Origin of the sequence: Clostridium cellulovorans 743B, assembly GCF_000145275.1 — a bacterium.
GTDB classification, from domain to species: domain Bacteria; phylum Bacillota; class Clostridia; order Clostridiales; family Clostridiaceae; genus Clostridium_K; species Clostridium_K cellulovorans.
Genome location: NC_014393.1, coordinates 3,181,280 through 3,198,347 on the forward strand (window position 1 = coordinate 3,181,280; position 17,068 = coordinate 3,198,347).

The 17,068-nt window shown below is 31.7% G+C and carries 12 protein-coding genes and 1 pseudogene; 1 reads left to right on the forward strand and 12 read right to left on the reverse strand.

Annotation, left to right across the window (positions count from 1 at the left end):
- Positions 1-245 precede the first annotated feature (245 nt).
- The 9 genes and pseudogenes from CLOCEL_RS23700 to CLOCEL_RS13100 form a co-directional block, all read right to left on the reverse strand.
- Entirely contained in the window at positions 246-368 is a 123-nt protein-coding gene (locus tag CLOCEL_RS23700; protein WP_278184397.1) for a hypothetical protein, read from the reverse strand.
- 44 nt (positions 369-412) lie between these two features.
- Entirely contained in the window at positions 413-2,467 is a 2,055-nt protein-coding gene (locus CLOCEL_RS13065) for a DUF2264 domain-containing protein (RefSeq protein ID WP_010075594.1), read from the reverse strand.
- A gap of 18 nt (positions 2,468-2,485) precedes the next feature.
- Positions 2,486-3,607, reverse strand: a complete 1,122-nt coding sequence (locus CLOCEL_RS13070; RefSeq protein WP_010075595.1) for a glycoside hydrolase family 88 protein — start codon at positions 3,605-3,607, stop codon at positions 2,486-2,488.
- 118 nt (positions 3,608-3,725) lie between these two features.
- Positions 3,726-4,520, reverse strand: coding sequence for an AraC family transcriptional regulator (locus CLOCEL_RS13075; protein ID WP_010075596.1), 795 nt, complete (start codon positions 4,518-4,520; stop codon positions 3,726-3,728).
- Between the two features lie 557 nt (positions 4,521-5,077).
- The gene (locus CLOCEL_RS13080; RefSeq protein ID WP_010075597.1) at positions 5,078-5,584 is read right to left on the reverse strand and encodes a hypothetical protein; all 507 of its coding nucleotides are present in this window, start codon (positions 5,582-5,584) and stop codon (positions 5,078-5,080) included.
- A 200-nt stretch (positions 5,585-5,784) separates the two neighbouring features.
- Complete coding sequence (locus tag CLOCEL_RS13085) at positions 5,785-6,420, reverse strand: nuclease-related domain-containing protein (protein ID WP_010075598.1); 636 nt, start codon at positions 6,418-6,420, stop codon at positions 5,785-5,787.
- A gap of 35 nt (positions 6,421-6,455) precedes the next feature.
- Positions 6,456-7,376, reverse strand: a complete 921-nt coding sequence (locus CLOCEL_RS13090) for a MutS-related protein (protein WP_010075599.1) — start codon at positions 7,374-7,376, stop codon at positions 6,456-6,458.
- Between the two features lie 541 nt (positions 7,377-7,917).
- Positions 7,918-8,385 (reverse strand): annotated as a pseudogene (locus CLOCEL_RS13095) (TY-Chap2 family putative peptide chaperone); the annotation flags it as partial.
- Between the two features lie 320 nt (positions 8,386-8,705).
- Positions 8,706-9,194: a GNAT family N-acetyltransferase gene (locus CLOCEL_RS13100; protein WP_010075601.1), complete on the reverse strand. Its 489-nt coding sequence runs from the start codon at positions 9,192-9,194 to the stop codon at positions 8,706-8,708.
- Between the two features lie 585 nt (positions 9,195-9,779).
- Here CLOCEL_RS13100 and CLOCEL_RS13105 point away from each other — a divergent pair.
- Positions 9,780-10,328: a DUF6512 family protein gene (locus CLOCEL_RS13105; protein ID WP_010075602.1), complete on the forward strand. Its 549-nt coding sequence runs from the start codon at positions 9,780-9,782 to the stop codon at positions 10,326-10,328.
- 81 nt (positions 10,329-10,409) lie between these two features.
- Here the strand turns inward: CLOCEL_RS13105 and CLOCEL_RS13110 are convergent, their stop codons facing one another.
- From CLOCEL_RS13110 to CLOCEL_RS13120, 3 genes are read right to left on the reverse strand one after another with little or no spacing between them, the layout of a single operon-like run.
- Positions 10,410-15,104 (reverse strand): non-ribosomal peptide synthetase, encoded by a 4,695-nt coding sequence (locus CLOCEL_RS13110; protein ID WP_010075603.1) that lies wholly within the window; start codon positions 15,102-15,104, stop codon positions 10,410-10,412.
- Entirely contained in the window at positions 15,101-15,427 is a 327-nt protein-coding gene (locus CLOCEL_RS13115; RefSeq protein ID WP_010075604.1) for a phosphopantetheine-binding protein, read from the reverse strand. Before CLOCEL_RS13115 ends, CLOCEL_RS13110 begins: the two co-directional genes overlap by 4 nt.
- A gap of 24 nt (positions 15,428-15,451) precedes the next feature.
- Complete coding sequence (locus tag CLOCEL_RS13120) at positions 15,452-17,059, reverse strand: non-ribosomal peptide synthetase (RefSeq protein WP_010075605.1); 1,608 nt, start codon at positions 17,057-17,059, stop codon at positions 15,452-15,454.
- Positions 17,060-17,068 lie beyond the last annotated feature (9 nt).

Genomic DNA, 17,068 nt, shown 5'->3' on the forward strand with positions numbered 1-17,068 from the left:
TATAAGCATTATACTAAACATTTTCCTAAAGTTAAAGTAATTTCATATTCTAAGAATTGCATTTTATTTATATATATCAGAACTACTGCGTGCTATAAACTATACTTTTCGGATAAGTTATAGCTGTAATCAGCCATTCCTGAACCCCAAATACTCACCATTTTAAATTGAATCATTTACCTCCTTTGGTTCCAATGATAGAGGCAATCTTAACAATTGTTACATCAAAATTTTTATCAATAAATTCACCATGAGATGAAATATGAGATTACTATTACAGCAACAATAGTAAAAGGAAGCGTAAAAACAATTCCTTTTACTCTGCTCATAAGAATTTCAGCATCTGACAAAGCATTGAATTTTCCCATTTCCTGGTGAAGATATTCTCATATTTCCCCAGAGTGTTACCACATTAAAGCTGTAGATTACCCTCTATTCCTTCAAATGCAATTCTTCTTTTTCTTCCATCAACCAAATTAACCTCTACTGGTCCATAACCCCCGCATTTTTCTTTATCTGTATATTCAACAGAGTCAATTGGGAAAATCTCATCTTCTGAAAAATCTTCATGACTTTCTTTTGTTATTACCTGGGAAATCATTATATAAGGTTCATATCCATACTGTTTCTTTCTAGTTAGCTTTCCATAAACTATAATGGACTTCTCTGAATCTGGATTTGTTCCATGGCTATATAAAAGGTCTATCTCTTCCCATCCATCATACAAAGTCATTGCAAGCTGTTTCTCTCTTCCAGTAAAATCATACCCCTTTAAGATTATCGCTTTTGCATTTCCTTTGGTAATTTTAGCTATCTCTGTGGCATTATCGGGGAATCCATAAGCACCTAAAGTCAAGGATATAGGTCTACCATATAATCTTAGTTTGTCTACTCTGATTATTCCATAAGATACAGGAAAATCTGCAAGATTCACTGCGTGCATCCATGTAGCTTCTTTGCACAACTCATAATTAAAAAACTGTCTTCGATACAGTATTTCATCTTTTTTTCCATTCCAAAAGGTTACATTACATTTTTCATAATTTCCTGTAGTCAAATCTTGAAGCACATACTGCTCAGCCTCTACATCCATTGAAGGTGCTGACTCCCAAGGATATTTACTATTGTAGCTTAATTTAGAATAATTCCACATGCCATGGTCATCTCTACAATTCTTTACGACCTTTCCAGTCCTTAAAATTGTCTCACCATTAGCTCCATGATTGGTAAAGCAAAGAGCTGGTCCATCAAGTACAGTTTCTTTCACTTGATTATCAGCCAAACTGTCCCAAGTACCGTTATTCTCCTTTGCTGTCCAAAACGGATGATCTGCTGGCAAATGCAGACATAAAAATGCTTTCCCTAGCCAAAAAGGAGACTCAGCGCAAGAATAACCCTGTACTAATGGTGTAAATTGTCCATAAAATCCCATAGTGGGAATTCCATTAAAAAGAAAGTCTTCCCTAGTTAAAAATTGGAGCAAGGAACCTGACGCAATACGTCTTGCCAGCCCTGGATTTGCTGTAGAATTCTTAAGAAGCATGTTAGCATCAAAAGAACTAGTAGCAGCATTCCTGTAAACATTACTTCTTCCCCACATATTAGTGAAGCCATCTCTATCAAAATAATCTCCATAGGTTTCCATAAGCTTATTAGAATTCTCTTCAAACCTTTGGGCAAGGTAAGGTTCTTTTTCATAACCGTACCATAAGTTCCAAATAGGAGTATAAACATTGAAAGCCCAGCAAGAATAGTAGTCAAAGGAATGACCATCACGATACCATCCATCTCCTGCATAATAATTAAGAATGGTCTGAGCATGATCCTTCATAATCTCTTCATCAATTGGATAGCCCACTTTATATAAAAAGGCCATATCTAGCATATTGAATAAGCGCCAGTTTTGTGGAACTGTGCTTGCATGAGCAAAACTAGTCAAAAATTTAGCTATAATATCCTTTTCTTCTTTGGTATACGTGTCCCAAATTTCACTTTTGCAACTCCATAAGCATACCACTAAGGCACAAGTTTCTACGGTCTGTTGAAAGGTACTATAAGGACTTGAATTACCTGTCAATTCCTGCAGTTCCTCATAACTTCCCACTGAATTACTGTCCCCTTTAGTACAAGCACGTAGTACCTGTTCTTTATAATAATCTCTAATCTTATAACCACAAATAGTGCTATCTGGATTGTCATGAATTAATGGAGCTGCTATAAAAAAGGATCTGGCAAGACCTTCAAATATCTCTGCTTTTATCTCTATTTCTTTTTGTGCTCCCGTTGCATTTTTATGAGGATAAGTAATCTCAGTTTCTTTTCTTGGCATAATAACTGGATCATGAATGGATTTTATATTATTAAAAATACCTGTTAAAAGATATTCACAGGCTTCAATCCAGCTTTGCCTAGTTAATCCTGTGTATGGACTTAAATGAAAGTCCAATGTTTTAGGCTTAAATATCATTTTACTAGTCCCCCTTTTTTACCATAGGAATAACTCCTGACCTGTCAACTTCCATATTGCTTCTATGAAAAAATAATCTCCATAAATAATTGAGAATTCATGTTCTTTATCATGAAATGCAGCTGTACACTTTTCAAGAATATTATCAATATTATCATCCCAGTTACATCTTTCTTTTTCAAGAGCTTGTAACAAACCAATTGCTGCCTCATGATAAATCTTCTTTTCTTCCTTAGAAACCGATTTTTCAATTTCTAACATACCACTTGCAGCAATTACCGCTGCTGTAGAATCCTCTAAACTGCAATCCTTAGGCTGACAAAAATCTACCGGAACTAATCCATTTTCCCAAATGTGCTCTATAAAATAATTTGCCACTTTTTTAGCTGTATCTAGGTAAAGTTTTTTCTTAGTATGCTTATAACTTAGAGCAAAGCCATATAGTGCCCAGGCTTGGCCTCTTGTCCAGCAGGACCCTTCTCCATATCCTTGTCCTCCATATGTCTTTACAAATTCTCCAGTTGCAGGGTTAAATTCAACAATATGATTCACAGAACCGTCTTCCCTAACAAAGTATTTCACTGCAGTATCTGCATGGATAGTAGCAATCTGCATAAAACGAGGATCATTTATCTCCTTAGACGCCCAATATAAAAGAGGCAGATTCATCATACAATCAATAATAGCCCAGCCGGCTACTCTGCCATCATCATCACCGTTCCAAGCACGGATAAAAGAGCCAACAGGATTAAATCGCCCTGCAAGATTATTCGCTGCTAAAAGTCCTCTGCTACGTGACTTTAAATTGCCTGTTAATCTATAATTTGCTACAGCAGTAGGAAGCCATTTAAATCCATTGTCATGGTCAAGCCCCTGTGGCTCCATTAAATTCTGATCTAGCTTTTTCTCATTTTCTTCTGCAATTTCACGAAACATTTCATTTTTTGTACCGTGATACAGTTGCCACATGATGCCTCCCCAAAACCCATTAGTCCACCAACAAATATTACCTTGAGACATATCGTCAAAGGAGCCGTCTTTCGTAGTATAAGGAATTTTATTTTTGTTTCGTTCTGCCACAAGTTCAACCTTTTTCTTGATTTTTTCCGAGACCTTCTCTGCCCATATTAATTCATCCATTTTCTCTTTCCTTTCATTCATATCTATACTTTAGCTTATATTTCAACTTGCGTTGTGCAAGATCATTAAAACTCCATTTTCAACATTAAAAACCTTTACCCAGCAGTCAGCTACCTATTTAGTTTTTCTTTACAATCATCTTTTCTCTATATTCCCTTGGAGACAGTCCAGTATGTTTTTTAAACTGCCTTGAAAAATGGATTTCATTTTTATAACCACAAATTTCTGCAATGGTGCTAATAGAAATCACTGATTGTAAAAGATAAAATTTTGCTTGTTCAACTCTGGCATTAATGACATCATTCATACTGCTAACATGAAAGGTGTTTTTATACAAATGCTGAAAATATGATTGGCTTATATTAAGCTCCCTGCACATCATGTCAATAGACCAACTTAGCTGAGGTTCATTATATATTTTTGACCGTAAGTCAACCAACTTCAAATACATTGGATGGGATTTCACTGTATCTTTCCCATTTTGAATTTGTTCAGACAAACGATAAAGTAAAATATGCATATAATGATTTAATACTTCTTCTTTATAACTGCCATTGGAATATACTTCATTAATCACTGAGCTTATTAGCATTGAAATAGAAGGTATATCATAAAGAATCACTGGCCTATTCAATGGTATTTTCAGTTGATGAAAACAATGAGCTTCCCCTACAAAATCAAAATGTAGCCAATCATTTACATACTCTCCTCTTTTATTACAATAGCTACAAGGGACATTCCTATCAAACAAAACAAAAGTTCCTGGTGGTGTTTCGTATTCCTTTCCATCAATGATAAAAGATGTCTCTGTCTTAGTTAATAGCAAAAGATAATCCTTACTGCCATTCATATGACGTATCATAAAGTTTTGTGGATGATGATTATTACACCCCCCAATATTTACTTTAATCATTCTTTGGTTACCTGCTTTCCTTTTGGTTTCATTTTAACAAATAGATTTTAACTCCTCAATGATATAAACTATTAAAACTTATCCTATCCTGCTTTTTATAAAATCTTAACCTTCTTAAAATGTTGAAAAAATCAAACTATATATAGTTATTTTCTTATCATTTACCCATAATAAAAAGCATTCAACTCTTTCATCAAAGTTGAATGCTTTTTATCTTCAAAACCATTAATCATTATAATTAATGGCAAGTAGTCTTAGTCTTTAATCTTAACCTTTTCTTCTTCTAAATCTCATGATAAATGGTACTATTCCAAACACACCATATAATCCAAATACACCAACCTTCTGTGCGGATATTGCTAAGACTATAACCATAATAATATACACGGAAGCGATCATAAAAAAATATGATTTTTTTCCTTAATAATTATGACCGCTAATCCAAAAGAACATAGCGCAAATATAAAACTTAATAAATACAACATTTTTATTTTTTCTCCTAAAATTTTTGTTATCTTATAAATACAAACTCTAATTTATGTATGCTGGCTTTATCCCTACTCATAAGAATTCTGGGGATTTGGTAAAACCTTAAATTCTTCCTTACCCGATATAATCTTATGAATTTTATCAAATAAATTCCTTAACTCCACAGCATCCTTACTTACTGATAAATTATCTTCATCCCAGTATATATTCTTTTCTTTATTGTCAAATAATACTTTTATAGAATATGTATTGAAGGGTTTTGTACTTGTACTACTTTTAGGTTTAAAATCGTCAGGATAACTACATATATTGATATCTCTCATAATTGAATAAATTTCATCCATTTCTTCATCAGATAATTTAAGATTTGTTGTTATAGGCTGTTCACCAATCATATCCTTCGTATAGGTTCCTTTAAAGGTATCCAATTGATTTTTTGCACCTATTCCATAATTTAATATAAATCCGAAATCTTTTGGTCTTTCTTGTGGAAGTTTTTGCTTACTTGTGCTACATCCAGTAATTATAACTAAGCATAATAACAAAACCGATATTAACTTTGATAAAGTTTCCATATAAAATCCTCATTTCTCAATTGAGCATACATAGCCTATTAGTTTATTTATAACATTACGAATCTCCATCATTAAATATAATTATTGGAAACTTATACATGTGATTTGCTTTTAATATTTTCAATATGTTTCTCTTTAACTGATTTATCAGCCAAAGAATGACTTTTTAAAACCTCATATATTCTAGTAATTTCATTACCTCATAAAATATTCTTTTTGCCATTAATATCTTTCTTTAATTTTGGAAGCAACGCATTTCTCTTTACGATATACACATTTTGGGATGCCACAAAGACTTTTTTCAGCTCACATCGTTCACTAAACACTATATATGAGTAAAAATAATTACTATCAATATCTCTAAGCAGCTTCATTAATGCACTTATATGGGCCTTATTCTGCCATACTGGATTGTAAAATTTATTCTTAACTTTTCCATTCAATGATTGTGTCCAATTTTTGTTATTTTCATCTCCAAATATCCATCCACTATAATTTTTTGATTCAAAAACATATATTCCTGATTTATTCAGCATTATCAAACCTATTTCTGTTGTAGTTCCATCTTCCCTTGGGATATAGACATTAGATAAAATTTTATTGCCACCTTGAAGTTTTTCAAGAGCTGTAAAAGTCAAATATTCCCCATAATTTCCTGCATTGGAAATTGCCTTTAATAAGCTATTCCCACTATCTCCTTTGTATTTTGAATTTTTATATTTTGCATTTACATATAAAACTCGTAATGCAACACCAACAATCATAAGGACAATTATAAAAATAATAAAATATAAAGAGGGTTTAAAAATCGTAAAAAATATTTCATTTGTATCCATATCTATCTCCTTTCTAATGTACATAAATCGTATTTCTAAACTACCTTCCATACTCCATTTTCTACAAACTCAGTTGCTCTACTTTCTGCTCTAGATACAATGTCATCACTATACCCCATGATATTAAGCAACTTTATAGCATTTCTTGTTTCAGATTTCCCTTCGTATAATTTATAATCAAAAGTAATCTCGCCATTATCGACATTCTCTTGAAAATGATAATTTTCATAAACTCCGTGAAGAATACTGGTAAGTTCCAAATCATGCGTTGCACTTATACATAAAGAATTACATTTAGCAATATAATTTAAAACTTCGCTAGATGCTGCTATTCTTTCAACAGTATTTGTTCCTCGTAATATTTCATCTATAAAACATAAGCAGGGAATGCTACTATTAACATTCTCTATAATTCTTTTTAAAGATTTAATTTCTACAATATAATAACTATCATTGCTTATAATATCATCTCTTAGTGCCATATAAGTGTATGTCTTAAAGTAACATGATTTATAATCCCTGGCTAAGCATGTATAAATAGTCTGTGCCAAAATAGAGTTTATAGCGACAGTTTTCAAAAATGTAGATTTCCCTGAAGCATTAGAACCTGTAAGTAAAATAGATTTATATATTTCACAAGAGTTAGCAATCGGATCTTTGATAATCGCATGATATATATCTTTAAAATCTAAGTGCTTTCTTTTATGATTATTTTCAAATATAGGTTTAGTATAATAGTCTAGACTCTTTCTATATGAAGCAACAGGTATAAATCCATCTGTTTCCTCTACAAATTCATAAATTAATTTAAAATCCTTTTTGTTATTTGCTAAAATTCTATTAATCTTCTCAAAATTTTTAACGTCAACTAGAAAAAACATTTTTATATAGTCCGTAACTATAGCAAAATCATTGGCAATGTTAGGATCAATAAAAGCAGAAGATATATTTCTCACTTTTTCAAGATTAATTAAAGCCTCTTCAACATCTAAAATATCATCTCTAAGTTCTTCTATTTTTACCTATCACTCTTTCTTGTTCCTTTTGAAGTATAATATCAGATAGAGTAATATAGAAATCTTGCTTTTCTTTTGTTTTTGCCTTTTTAAATAATTCTTCTAAATCTTTATATGAGTATTTTAAGAATGCTCATACAAATTATTTTATTCACTTGTCTTTTCCATAGAAACTCCTCCGATAAATAGTCTTTTTATTTTACTATAACCTAACCACTTACTTATATAAACCAATTTTGTTAAGTCATTATCATCTTGTCTAAATTATTCACTATCGCCGCTAGGGATTTTCTACCTTTATATTCCTTCCATAAATCAATATAAACTTCAGGATTGTTATAGACATATATACCACCCCTCAAATCTATAATTATTTTGTTTCTCGTTTATTACTACCTTCTGAACTTGCATATTTTATTATCCAAAAATTTATTGCTACTTTAGCCATTCCATCATAACTGTTTTTTTCAGGTATTTGTACTTAGACTTTACTAAAATCTTTAACCTCATCCCTACCCCAACTGCTATCATTTAATGCACCCATGATATCAACAATTTCTCTTCCTAAAGCATGTCTTTGTAATAGATTTGCAATTATTATTATCATAAAAACTTTAGGTGTCATTTTGGGTAATCCTTTATGTTCATAACTAGGAGTACCTATTAAAACCTCCAAATCATCGATAACTTCACTAGTGTCACTAGCACATAAAAATGAGCTAACGTAACTATTCTTATCAGGCCATCCTATTTCCTCGAAATTTTTTGAAAGTCTATCCCATGCTCTAAAAACATGGAAATTCCCGCTTCCTTGATTAAAATCAAAAATATGACGACCTGGAAATGTATCATTACTGATGAATATTGATAAACAATCATACATTCCTGAGCAAGGATGTAACTCCATTATATTAAAACCAGCCTTATAATTATGTCTTCTTAAAAATTCTGCTACTAGCCTCTATGTAACAGCAGTAATAACACCATAGCTATAATCCATAATCATTACCTCCAAATTTTCAAAAATGCCCTAAAAATACGTAATGACTCTACACAAAATGCAAAGTCATTTTTAAACATGTATTTACTTAAGATAAGTATACCTTAATATCATTAATTTTCAAATATATAACTTATATTTGTTGCCTGTATCAGATTATCAAACTAAAGATGTTCCCACTTCATAAGCAAACCTACTTTTGGGTTAGCTTAGCATCACAATAATAATTTCTAAACCTTATTATTTGGTAAAACCATTTGTATTTTTCTTTAAAACTCTAAAAGCATATCATACCATTCAGAACCGCCATGTTCGGATTTTGAAACACCCTTATTTTCAAAACCAAACTTTGAATAGTAATGAATGAGCTTCTCTTTACATGTTAAAATAACACCTTTGCGCACCTTTAATTTTGATACTTCTATCATATGATTCATTAATTGTGCAGCAATTCCTTGATTGCAATACTCTGGTATCACGTCAAGCCCAAAGATAGTTTGGTAATCTCCATCTGGAACATGTAGTGTAGCATCAATAAATAGTTCATCATATATAGCCGTTTCATTGATTATTGCTCCATTTATAAACCCAATTATTTTCCCATCAATTTCAGCTACAAAAAAACTTTCTGGGAATGTCTTAATCCGTTGTTCGAATAACGCCTTCATAGCAGCCTCTGCCTCTGGAAAACATCTTGCTTCTACTTCTGCTACATCATCTAAGTCTTCTATAGACACTCTTCTGATTTTAATATCCATTATAGTAATCTCCTTTTGAAATACTTAAGCTCATACTTAGTTCTGTCTTTCCACCCTAACTATACGGAATAATATAATCAACCTCCGCATCCTCTATATCCAGTATAACATTCTCACAATAGCTAAATACATACCCTTCTATCAACAATACTTTCTTATCCTAATTATTAAAGGTTCGACTATCTCAAGCTGTTGAACTTCCTACATACTTTGTAATAATATTAACCATAGTCATAATTAGCCCTGTTACTATCTTTTTACTACCAGTAACTGCATATTCTGAATTATTTAATATCCCATATTCATTGACTTGTAAAGAAAATTCTTATCTTACTATTATCAGGTAGTAATTCTGGGTAAAAAATAAGGATTATTTTCAAAACAATAAACCTACTGAATAAAGCTAATCTATTTGCAATTCTAAATTGAGTTTTTTTCTCTATATTATTAATTACTTTCAATCATATGTACAATATAACGTGCCTTTCAATAGATAAGATTATCAATATAATTACGATATAAGAATAAATTAAATTATTTTATCATATACAATTATGTAAATTATTAATATTATAGAGGAATTTTATGAGTTACAAAACACTATCTTCACCAGCGAAATGGATTCTTATAGGAATTCCAATCCTTTTTTTAGTTGGTTCCTGTTTGCATTTTTTATATGACTTTACTGGTGATAATATAATAATTGGTACTATAGCACCAGTAAATGAAAGTGTTTGGGAACATTTAAAAATGGTTCTTTTACCTATAATCCTATGGTGGACAGTTTATTATCTTGTAGTTGGGAAAATAAATAATATTGATATAAATAAGTGGTTTACAGGTGCTTTAGTAGCATTACTTACGGCCTTAATAACAATCCCACTACTATTTTATTTTTATACTAGAGCTTTTGGAGTAGAATTCTTAATAGTTGATATTTTATTATTATTTTTAGCTCTATTATTTGGTCAACTAATAGGTCTTCATTTTTATAAGTATTACAAAGGTCTAAATTCAATTATAACAATAGGTACAGTTATATTGATAATTTTTCTTTTCATATTATTTACTTTCTACCCACCACACTTACCATTATTTAAAGATAGCATAACAGGTAAGTATGGTATATTTTAGAAAATCGCACTTAACTTTTTAATTTAGTGAAGTAATCACCCTAAAAAGGAGATGTTACAAAATTGTAGCATCTCCTTTTCCCTATTTTCTAAGTTGAAAATTTCCTAATAGCATATCTAAGTTTTCACTAGTATCCTTTATGCAGTTTATGAAATAATCTCTTATATCTTCTATTCTTTTTCTATCAAACAAATTCTTTGCATAACTTAACCGAATATCTAAACTATCATCAATTTCTTTTATAGAAAACATCATCTCATAAGTAGTAGCTTCATAGTCTAAAGGTAATTCCTTAAATTTAAGACCTTCAATGCTGAAGTTGACTGTTTCTGCATTTTCCCATAGTAATAACACTGTATAAGGTTTTTTACCACCTAATTTTTTGATAAGAGAAAAAATTGGATACTCTGAATTTTCAAAAGCCCCTAGTGTCTTCTCTTTAACATCCTCAAGAAGGTCTACAAAGCTCATATCTTCTTTAAAGTATGTACGAATTCCGACCATGTTAATAAATGCACCAATAATATTATCCAGTTCAACATTTACTCTTCCCGCTACAGCACTCCCCACAGATATATCGGTCTTTCCTGTATATTTATATAACAATAATTTAATGTTAGACATAATAATCATGTATAAACTTACGCCCTTTTGTACAGCAATTTCCTTTAGCTTACTACACAATCTATCATCTAACTTAAAGAAAATATCATCTCCTGTGTAGAGCATACCTTGCGTACGTTCTCCATCCGCTGGTATATCTAAATCTGGACTTGGTGTTGCATATATTTCACTCCAATATGCCTCTTGCTTTTGAATAATGGGACCTTTTACGCGTTTTATTTTCCATGCTGCAAAATCCTTATATTGAATTTTAAGTGGTTGAAGATACTCACCTTCATATAATTTACAGAACTCTTTAACAAATACGAAAAGTGAAACAGCGTCAAATATTGTGTGATCTACATTAAACATTAAAATATTCTTATCATCTGATATTCTAATAATTTTAACTTCAAAAAGTGGTGCTTGATTAAGTTTAAACGGTCTTACAAAGTGATCGATTAAATAGCGTACTTTAACTGGATCTGTCTCTTCCACAATTCTTACTTTAAAGTCTAACTCTTCAGCATCGACAACCTCCTGAACATAACGCCCATCAATCTTGATAAATCTAGACCTAAGTGACTCTTGACGTTCTATAAGCTGCTTGAATGCCTTTTCCACTTGAATATAATTAAGTTTTCCTTCCACTTCCATTACTCTTGCTTCATTAAAAACAGTAACTCTTTCTTCACTATGGTAATTCAAAAGGTAACTCTGAGCTGGTCCCACTTCATAATATGGTGCCTCTGATAATTGTGGGATCACTTCATAAACATTTTCACCGTTTTTTCTCTTGTCAATCGTATAGTTAGCTAATCCTTTAATAGTCGGTGTATCAAAAAACTCTCTTAATGGGATATCTACATTTAAAAGTTGATGAATTCTACCAATTACTACAGTTGCTCTTAAAGAATGCCCACCTATCATGAAGAAGTTATCATTAATCCCAAAATTACTGCATTCTAATACCGCCTTCCAAATCTCAAAGATTTGCTTTTCTACTTCATTAGTAGGCGTTTCATAACATACACTTATATCAGTTTCAGCTTTTGGTTTAGGTAGTTTCTTTCTGTCTACCTTTCCATTTGAAGTCATTGGAATCTTTTCAAGTTTCATAAAATAAGCTGGAATCATATAGTCTGGTAACTGTTTGCTAAGTAACAACTTTAGTTTACCTGTTTCAATAGTTTCATTAGCTGTATAATAAGCACATAAGCACTTTGTTCCATTTTGCTCAATATCAATGACAATTGTTTCTTTTATTCCATCTTGTTGTAATAAACAACTTTCTATTTCACCCAATTCTATACGATAACCCCTAATCTTAACTTGGAAATCACTACGACCTAAAAACTCTAAGTTACCATCAACAAACCATCTAGATAGATCTCCTGTACGATACATATATTCACCGGGTACGAATGGATTAGGAATAAACTTACTTTGTGTTAATGCCTCATCATTAATATATTCTGAAGCCAAACAACTACCTCCTATATATAAGTCACCTTTTACACCGATTGGACATGGTCTCAAGTTTTTATCTAATACATAATACTTGGCATTTTGTATAGGTTTACCATAAGGAATGCTTACCCATTCTTTTTCAATTCTACTAATAGGATAATAGTTAGACCAAACCGTTGCTTCTGTTGCTCCTCCTAATGAAATAACTTGTGCCTCTTTAAAATAAGTTTTAATCTCTGCAGGCAATGTTAATGGAATCCAGTCGCCACTTAAAAAGACATGTTTTAATATATTACCTTTACAAATAATCTGTTCAAAGAATGGTACTAGTTGCTGTAAAGCCTGTGGCGCAGAGTTCCAAAGTGTAATTCTTTCATTAACCAAGATTTCCAACAAACGTTTTGGTTCTCTTAAATCATCACTTTTTGCTAATCGTATAGTGCCTCCTGCTGCTAAAATACCAAATATATCATATACAGATAAGTCAAATCCAATGGAAGTAACAAATAACGCCTTATCATTTGTCCCTATCTGAAAGGATTTATTGACCCATTCAATTAAGTTAATAACTGGACGATGTTTGACTACAACACCTTTAGGTGTTCCTGTTGATCCTGATGTAAAAATAATATACGCATTTGACATTGAGTCAACTTGTACTCCTACATGGCTTATAGGTTCTGCATCTATTTGGTTCTTACCAATCATTTTTCCATCTAGTTCAAATTCGTCATCTACGACGATAAAGTATGTACTCTTTTCTAAACCTAAGCGTTGTAATCTATATACATTATTTTTATCCGTAATTATATGCTGTACACTTAAACCAGATAAAATCTTGTTCAATCTTTCATCTGGTAAATAAGGCTCAAAAGGGACATATGCTGCTCCACACTTTAAAATAGCCAAAACACTTACAATCAACTCCATAGAACGTTCCATATTAACTGCTACTAGGCAACCTGGTTTCACACCATTTTTTATAAGTAGCTGTGCTAATTGATTTGACCTTTGCTCAAGCGCTTCATAAGTCATCTGTTCTTGATCAGAAATAATAGCAATCTGTTCTGGACATCTGACTGCTTGTCTACTAAAGAGTCCATGCATCGTTTCATTTTCATCATAACTACATGCTGTTTCATTAAAATCGTATACTACATCTTTATATTCTCTTTCTGAGATAAACATTAGCTGTCCAATTGGTTCATTTCTATGGTTTGGAATCATATCTATAATATATAGAAAATTAGCCATCATTCTTTCAATGGTAGTTTCTTTAAATAAATCAGTATTATATTCAAAGTAACCTTCTAACTGTTCTCCAGATTCCCATAAATAAATTTCTAATTCAAAGCGACTTGTCTTTCTATCAAAAACATAAGGTTCCACTTCAATGCCCTTGATTTTAAAATCAGCTTCCTTTACATCTTGTAAGACAAACATCGTTTGTACTACAGGTGAATAGCTTGTATTACGATCTACATTCAATTCTTCTACTAGCTTTTCAAAGGGAATTTCTTGATGTTCAAATGCCTCCAAGCAAGTTTCTCTTACTTCAATAAGTAGTTCATCAAATGTCATATCTTGGTGAATTTGATTACGTAATACTAATGTATTTACAAAGAAACCAAATATAGATTCACATTCTTTTTGATTACGACTTGCTACAGGTGTGCCAATACAAAGATCCTCACTCCCTGTATAAGCATAAAATAATAAGTTTGCAAAGGTTAATAAAATCATATATAAAGAAACATTTTTTTCAATGCTTATCTCTTTTAATTGTTGCGTATATGCTTTAGGTATTTGAATATACTTTCTCTTGCCATTATATGTTTGCAACTTAGGCCTAGGAAAATCACAAGGTAAACCTAATAAAGCAGGTGCTCCAAATAACTTATCTTTCCAATAAGATAAGTGCTGCTCCAAAACATCACCTTTCAAGTATTCTTTTTGCCACATAGCAAAATCTGCATATTGGATCTCAAGTGGCTCTAATGCTGCAGTTTTACCTTCTACTTCGCTTAAATACATCTCTTCTAATTCTTTAAAGAGTACTGACCATGACCATCCATCTGAAATAATATGATGTGGATTTAACATTAAAATATGTTCATAAGGCTGTAATTTAATAAGCATTCCTCTAAATAAAGGACCATTTTTTAAATTCATAGGTGTTCTTGCTTCATTAATTACCATACTATTCACTAATTCTTCTTGACGCATTCTATTTTCTTTACTTAGGTCTACCTCTTTAAAGCTCAGTGTCACATTAGTATGAATTTTCTGTATAGGTCTATTTTCTTTAAGTTCAAAAGTAGTTCTGAGTGTCTCATGACGATCTACTAGACTTTGTAAACTTTTCTTTAAAGCTATTGAATCTATTTCACCATTTAAACACCAAGCCACTGAATTGTTATAAGCCACATTTCCTGGTACTAACTGATCCAAAAACCATAGGCGTTCTTGTGCAAAAGAAAGTTCTAAATCTTGACTACGGTTAACCTTAGTCACTACTCGCTCTTCACCTTGATGTAACCCTTTTAAAAAATGTATAATTTCACCTTTACGCTCTACTAATTCGCTACGTAACTGAGGAGTTAATTCAGCCTTAGGAGCATCACATCTTAATTTTTCTCCATCTATCCAAATGCGGATATTTTTAGCTGAAAGTGAACTTATAAATTGCTCTATGCTCATCATATTTCAAACTCCTCCCTAACTTCATCTTTATTAAGATTATCGCTAGGTCCTATCAAACGATCTACTACTGTAGCTAATTCAGCTACAGTAGGTGCTTCAAACAATATTTTAGGTGAAAGAGCAATCCCAAAATATGTTTTTATACGAACTATAATCTTAATCGCAATAATAGAGTTGCCTCCTAGTTCAAAGAAGTTATCATTTACTTGAATAGCATCACTATCAAAGATTTGATCTTCACCCCATATTTTAATTAACTCTTGTTCTGTTGTACTTAACTGACAACTTTCCGTTACTTCACACTTTTTATCATCATTTAACATCTTTTACCACCTAATAATTCAAATTTATACAAGATATTTAGTTTCATATAGTTTTACAAGTGACTTTCTATCTAGCTTTCCATTTAAGGTCGTATCAAACTGATTAATATAGATAAATTTAGTAGGCATCATGTATTCTGGAATGCTCTTAGCTAAAAACTCACTAAGTTGTCTTTCATCTATTTCTTGTTCTCCAGTATAAAAGGCAACTAAATACTTATTAACTAAATTACGTTCATCTACAATTACAACACTTTTTGTAATACCTTGGTATTGCGTAATGTGAGATTCTATTTCACCTAATTCAATACGTAGTCCCCTAATCTTAATTTGAGAATCTATTCTTCCATAGTAATCGATGAAGCCATGTTCATTCCACATCACTAAATCACCTGTTTTGTAAATCATCTCATCGGGGTTAAGAGGATTAGTCATGAAAAGTTCTGCCGTTAGTTTTTCATTATTGTAGTACCCTCTTGCCACTTGGATACCACCAATAAATAATTCACCTTTTTTCCCTACTGGTAATATATTCATATTTTCGTCGAGTACATAGAGTTTAGTATTCCATACAGGTTTACCAATAGGTACACGTTCAAAACTATCATCTAGTTCATCGCAATTAAAGCTAGTTACATCAATAGTTGCTTCCGTTGGTCCATATAAATTCCACAAAGCAATCTCATGGTGTGGTTTATAAAGTGCATTAAACCTTTTAGCTGTAACTAGTGTTAACTCTTCTCCACTAACTACTACATATTTTAGTGTTTTGATACGGTCTAAATCAAATTTATACTCTGTATAACTTATAAACAACTCCAATACTGATGGGACAAAATGCAATACTGTAACCTTGTATTGCTCAATCATCTTTACAATTGACCTTGGATTCTTCTCTTTATTTGGCTCCATAATAGCTAACTTAGCACCAACCATTCCCCAACACAAAAGTTCCCATACAGATACATCGAAGGCATAAGTAGTCTTTTGAAGAAAAACAGCTTCCTCATCAAATGCAAAATTGTTAATCATCCAAGTTAAACGATTTATTAGTCCACCATGTTCAATCATAACCCCTTTTGGCATGCCCGTAGAACCAGATGTATAAATAATATAAGCTAAATTGTTAGTTTGTGCACGTCTTACTAGATTATCCTTGCTATTTCCTACCCATTCATTAGCTTTTTCCCATAAAATATATTTTACTTCTTGTATTTTTTCATCTTGGATATACTGCTCAGAAGTAAGTACTATTTGCACCTTACTATTTTGTATGTAATATTCTATTCTGTCTTTAGGATGTCGGGGATCAATTGGTAAATAGGCAGCTCCTGCCTTTAAAATAGCTAATATACTAATGATCATCTCAAAAGAGCGTTCTAACATAATACCAACAATATCATCTGGTTTAACGCCATCTGCTACTAATTTATTAGCTAGTTGATTAGCTGCTTCATTTACCTCCTTATAAGATAAAGATTCTCCTTTGAAAAATAATGCTACTTTATCTGGATATTTTTTTGCATTTTCTTCAAAGTACTCATATACCAATCTTTCATTTGCTACTGGCACTTCTGTACTATTAAATGTTCGAATGAGCTCATATGCATCATTTGATAAGTCTTGAATCATTTTAGATCC